This is a genomic window from Nitrosomonas eutropha, assembly GCF_003201195.1.
Taxonomy (GTDB): domain Bacteria; phylum Pseudomonadota; class Gammaproteobacteria; order Burkholderiales; family Nitrosomonadaceae; genus Nitrosomonas; species Nitrosomonas eutropha.
Genome location: NZ_QICQ01000062.1, coordinates 1 through 3957, shown reverse-complemented (window position 1 = coordinate 3957; position 3957 = coordinate 1). Strand labels below are relative to the sequence as shown.

At 50.7% G+C, this 3957-nt stretch carries 5 protein-coding genes and 1 pseudogene; 5 read left to right on the top strand and 1 reads right to left on the bottom strand.

Going from position 1 to position 3957, the window contains the following annotated elements; translation table 11 throughout:
• Window positions 1-542 precede the first annotated feature (542 nt).
• Together C8R14_RS12935 and C8R14_RS12930 are read left to right on the top strand one after the other, a co-directional pair.
• Window positions 543-2018, top strand: coding sequence for a flagellin N-terminal helical domain-containing protein (locus C8R14_RS12935; RefSeq protein ID WP_011634861.1), 1476 nt, complete (start codon window positions 543-545; stop codon window positions 2016-2018).
• 207 nt (window positions 2019-2225) lie between these two features.
• Complete coding sequence (locus C8R14_RS12930) at window positions 2226-2489, top strand: GIY-YIG nuclease family protein (protein WP_258333081.1); 264 nt, start codon at window positions 2226-2228, stop codon at window positions 2487-2489.
• A 7-nt stretch (window positions 2490-2496) separates the two neighbouring features.
• Here the strand turns inward: C8R14_RS12930 and C8R14_RS13635 are convergent, their stop codons facing one another.
• On the bottom strand, window positions 2497-2673 hold the full coding sequence (locus tag C8R14_RS13635; protein WP_181413702.1) for a hypothetical protein: 177 nt from the start codon (window positions 2671-2673) through the stop codon (window positions 2497-2499).
• Between the two features lie 85 nt (window positions 2674-2758).
• Between C8R14_RS13635 and C8R14_RS12925 the strand changes: the two genes are divergently transcribed.
• The 3 genes and pseudogenes from C8R14_RS12925 to C8R14_RS12915 form a co-directional block, all read left to right on the top strand.
• The gene (locus C8R14_RS12925; RefSeq protein WP_110332639.1) at window positions 2759-2977 is read left to right on the top strand and encodes a hypothetical protein; all 219 of its coding nucleotides are present in this window, start codon (window positions 2759-2761) and stop codon (window positions 2975-2977) included.
• 25 nt (window positions 2978-3002) lie between these two features.
• Window positions 3003-3362 carry a flagellar protein FlaG gene (locus C8R14_RS12920; protein ID WP_011634859.1) on the top strand — a complete coding sequence of 120 codons (360 nt, stop codon included), beginning with the start codon at window positions 3003-3005 and terminating at the stop codon, window positions 3360-3362.
• Between the two features lie 295 nt (window positions 3363-3657).
• Window positions 3658-3810: pseudogene (locus C8R14_RS12915) on the top strand (IS630 family transposase); the annotation flags it as partial.
• Window positions 3811-3957 lie beyond the last annotated feature (147 nt).

The following is a 3957-nucleotide window of genomic DNA, read 5'->3' as shown; positions in this document are numbered from 1 at the left end:
AAGCTGAGGTAAACTACTATAGGCAATTCGCCAGGGAAGCCATTCCGGTGGCTTGACTTTAACCAAACAGCCTCCTCAAAACCCGGGACGATTCACAAGCTGAGCAATAGATAAAGCGAACACATGTGTGAGTGTAGTGTGGCAGGTAGCAGTCCAGTACCGGCCAGTGATAAAAATTGCCGTCTTTGCGAGGAAGCGCAGCTGACGAAGCAATCCAGAAAAGCACCAGGGCACATCACCTTATGCCTTCGTTAACATTGCCGCTGGATTGCTTCACGCTGCGCGTTCGTAATGACGGTTTTTAACCAATTGCCCAAATAACTGCTGATTTCTCCTTGAGTTCCAGTCTTCACTGGTTAAAAAAGAAAAGCTGTTTTTCTATTTATTCCTCTAAACCTTTCCTTACGCGGTCCGTTACTGCTCTCAACGGCGGTTGAATATTCTGCACACAGATGCAGATCAGGGCCGGAAAACGATGGTGGGCTCGCTATCAAAGAGCGCCACGATACTTTAAAAAGTACTTCTCGGAAGGAGAAACAAAAATGCCACAAGTTATCAATACCAACGTCGCCTCACTCAATTCACAGCGTAACCTCAATTCCTCACAAAACGCCCTTAGCACCTCTCTGCAGCGTTTATCCAGTGGCTTACGCATCAACAGCGCCAAGGATGATGCTGCCGGGCTGGCCATTTCTGAGCGTATGACCTCGCAAATCCGCGGCCTGAATCAGGCTGCGCGCAATGCCAATGATGGCATTTCACTGGCACAAACTGCAGAAGGCGCACTCGGTGAAATCGGTAACAACCTGCAGCGCATCCGTGAGCTGGCGGTGCAATCCTCCAACGCGACTAATTCTGCTTCTGATCGTGCCGCTATGCAGGCCGAAGTTGCACAACTAACATCTGAAATTACTCGTGTCGCCGGACAAACCCAGTTTAATGGCTTGAATCTACTAGATGGTTCATTTGCCAGCCAGAATTTCCAGATAGGTGCCAACGCCAATCAAACTATTTCAGTCTCTCAGATCGGAGATGCACGTGCCTCTGCACTCGGTAGCAATGTGCTTTCCACTGGTGGTAGTCATATGGGTCAGGCAATCACAGCAGGTACTGCGGTACCTACCGGTGCAGCAGCAGTAGTAGCTACAGATAATTTCACACTGACCACAGCACAAGGTGGCACGACTGCAGCAATTATCTATGATGTAAGTGCAGGTGCCAACGGTATCGCAGCCGCAATCAACAGTGCTGGTACAGACGTCGGTCTGAGTGCAGTTGCCACCAACAGTGCTACGCTAGGCAAACTAGCCTCAGCCGGAACCGTCTCACTGACACTCAATGATCAAGCGATCTCGGCTAACGTCGCTTCAACTGGTGACCTGTCAGCACTCGCCGCTGCGATTAATGGTGTGGCCGGTACCACAGGAGTTTCCGCATCTTTTGCTAACCCAAGTAACCTGTCTGAAATCACACTATCGACGACTGATGGCCGAGATATTCGGATTTTAGACTTTAACAATAGTGGCACCACTAAAACCATAGATGTCAAAGGAATAAATGGTGTAGCTGTTGAGTTAACTGGGGGCGCTGATGATAGTACTCGTGTCGTCGGTAATGTAGATGTTTATAGCTCTAAAGGTGCCATTACTGCTGCCGCTGCAAATGCGGAGGCCTTTGTCAGCGCAACGGCCACAAGCAGTTTCTCTGCTGTATCCAGCGTTTCAGTGGCCAGCGCAACTGGCGCACAATCGGCCATCCGTGTACTGGATGAAGCATTGCAACAAATTAACAGTTCACGTGGCGATCTAGGTGCATTACAAAACCGCTTCAGCTCGGTCATCACTAATCTGCAAACAACTTCTGAAAACCTGTCTGCCTCCCGCAGTCGTATCCAGGATGCGGATTTTGCTGCCGAAACCGCCGCGCTAACCCGTGCACAAATTATGCAGCAAGCTGGGGTGGCCATGCTCGCTCAAGCCAATTCGTTACCCAATAACGTATTGTCTCTGTTGAGATAAACACCACGCCCGTCATCGCTAATGCCACGGGCACGAAGCAATCCAGTAACGTAGATTGTTACTGGATTGCTTCGCACTGAAGTGCTCGCAAAGACGGCACACTCCGTCATCGCGAAGCCTGACAAAGCTGCGGCGATCCAGCAGCAACGCCAGGATGGTGTTTTTTGTCAGCAATAGGTGAAGATGAAGGATCCGTGTGTTTATATCATGGCTAACAAGCGTAATGGTACGTTGTACACGGGGGTAACTTCTGATCTTGTACAACGCGCCTGGCAGCACAGGGAAAGCGTGGTGGAAGGGTTTACCAGGAAATACCAGTGCAAGTTGCTGGTTTGGTATGAGCAGCATGGGTCAATGGAAAGTGCGATTTTGCGGGAGAAGCAGATCAAGGCTGGTAGCCGCGCCAGAAAACTGGCCTTGATTGAAGCGCAAAACCCGGATTGGCGAGATTTGTATGAGGAAATCGTGTGAGCAGTGGTTATGGGAATGGAAGGGCCGGATTGTTCCGTAACGTTTCTGGATTGCCACGTTGCTTACGCAACTCGCAAAGACGGCATACTCCGTCATCGCGAAGCCTGACAAGGCTGTGGTGATCCAGCAACAACGCTGGCAGAATGTGCAAAATTGCCAATTCTCTTCGTTGTAACGGTTGCACTGCATTTCCTGGGTTGCCACGTCAGCCTGCGGCTTCCTCGCAATGACAGCATTTCTCTCGTCATCACGAGGAGCAACGTGACGCGGTGATTCAGTATGCAGGTAGTTACCGGATTGCTGTTAATGGTGACGATGGTTGCTGGATTGCTTCGTCAGCTATGCTTCCTCGCAAAGACTGGGTGGGTGGCTTCGCACCAGTGCTCGCAATGGCGGTTTTTTTCCGTCAAGTGCTTGGCAAAGACGGCATACTTTGTCATTGCAAGGCCCTTTGGGGCCGTGGCAATCCAGAGGGGTTGGTAGAGTGAATGAATTGAGAAAAGGAGAGGGAACATGGAGATGCATATCACCAGTGTAGTAGCTGATTTGTTACAGACGCAGACACAAACGGCGGCGCCAGTGCCACCGATGGATTGTTCGATTCGTGAAGAACCGCCTGCTGCCGAAAAGGTTGAGCATGATGTGATTCAACCAGAGCAGGTGGAAGCAGCCGTCAACCAGATTCAGCAATTCACCCGGACGTTAACGCAGAACCTGAAATTTTCCATTGATGAAGATACCGGCAAGACCGTGGTCAGAATTGTGGATATGCAAACGCAGGAAGTCATTCGCCAGATTCCGTCAGAAGAAGCCATCCGAATTGCGGGTGCGCTGGGGAAGATTCAGGGCGTATTGTTCAACGGCCAGGCGTAACGGATAGCCGGCAGTAAACGCTGGCTTGCCACGTCCCGCCACGTGCCCGTGACGGGATCCACTCCATCGGGACCTGCCAGATATAGCCAGCCTTGCCGGGTATCAAGAGAGATTTTGCCCCAACCTGGATTTGATTTAGTTTGACCCCATTGGACGGTCAATTCAGCTGATTCCCAAACCCTGGTGGTTGGTAATGAGGGTGAGTTTTCTCCTGATACTCCTTCCGATACTTTACTGGCAAGCTGGCTTGCTGCACCAGATGGCGAACCCTCCAGTCACCCACCGGATAACCCGGGACGATTCATTCTCCAAACTCAAAGCTCTATTACGCAAAGCCGCCAAACGAACCATGGATGCCTTATGGGCACAGATCGGCAAAGTGTTGGATCTGTTCACTCCGGAGGAGTGTGCCAACTACTTCGCTTCATGTGGATATGTAAACAAGTAAACCAAAAATGCTCTAACGTAGGTGATCGCTAACTGGTCGCGAATTGAGCGTCTGAACCGCCCCGGGTTTTGAGGAGGCTCCACTATCTGAGAAGATGGAGCCATGAACAAATCAAATAAATATTCCCCCGAAGTAAGAGCGCGCGCA